The organism is Sphingomonas yabuuchiae, from assembly GCF_001477495.1.
Taxonomy (GTDB): Bacteria; Pseudomonadota; Alphaproteobacteria; order Sphingomonadales; family Sphingomonadaceae; genus Sphingomonas; species Sphingomonas yabuuchiae_A.
In genome coordinates this window covers 1-596 of sequence record NZ_LDTF01000179.1, presented here as the reverse complement: position 1 = coordinate 596, position 596 = coordinate 1, and the positions used below count along the sequence as shown (strand labels likewise).

Below are 596 nucleotides of genomic sequence, written 5' to 3'. Positions count from 1 at the left end.
GTGCTGCACCGATGCGGCGCTCGCCTATGTCGAGGCCCATGCCGCCTGGAGCGAGGCGAACACCCGGCCCTCCCGGGAGCGCAACTACGACGCCTTCCTCACCCGCACCCGGGCGGGCGCGGCCCGGGCCGACTTCGCCGTCGAGGGCGTGCGCTGCGCCTCTTGCCTCGCGGCCATCGAGCGCGACCTCTCCGAGGTGCCGGGCGTAGCCGTGGCGCGGTTGAACCTCACCGAGCGGCGCCTCGCGGTCGAGTGGGCCCCCGAGGCCGAGCCCGATGTGGGACTGATCCGGGGGCGGCTCGCCGCCCTCGGCTACGCCGCCCATCCCTTCGACCCGCACCGGCCGGCCGATGCCGAGGCGGCGGAGAGCGAGCGGCTGATCCGCGCCCTGGCGGTGGCGGGCTTCGCCTCGATGAACGTGATGCTGCTGGCGATCTCGGTCTGGGCCGGCAGCGTCTCCGACATGACGCCCGAGAACCGCGACCTCTTCCACTGGATCCAGGCGCTCGTCGCCCTGCCGGCGGCCGCCTATGCGGGTCGGCCGTTCTACGAAGGGGCGCTCCGCGGCCTGCGGGCCGGACGGATCACCATGGACT

Annotated in this window: 1 protein-coding gene; it reads left to right on the top strand. The window is 74.3% G+C overall.

Annotated elements, in window-relative coordinates; translation table 11 throughout:
* Positions 1 to 596, top strand: a 596-nt coding sequence (locus tag NS355_RS17950; RefSeq protein ID WP_167345500.1) for a cation transporter, incomplete at both ends; no start/stop codon positions are given.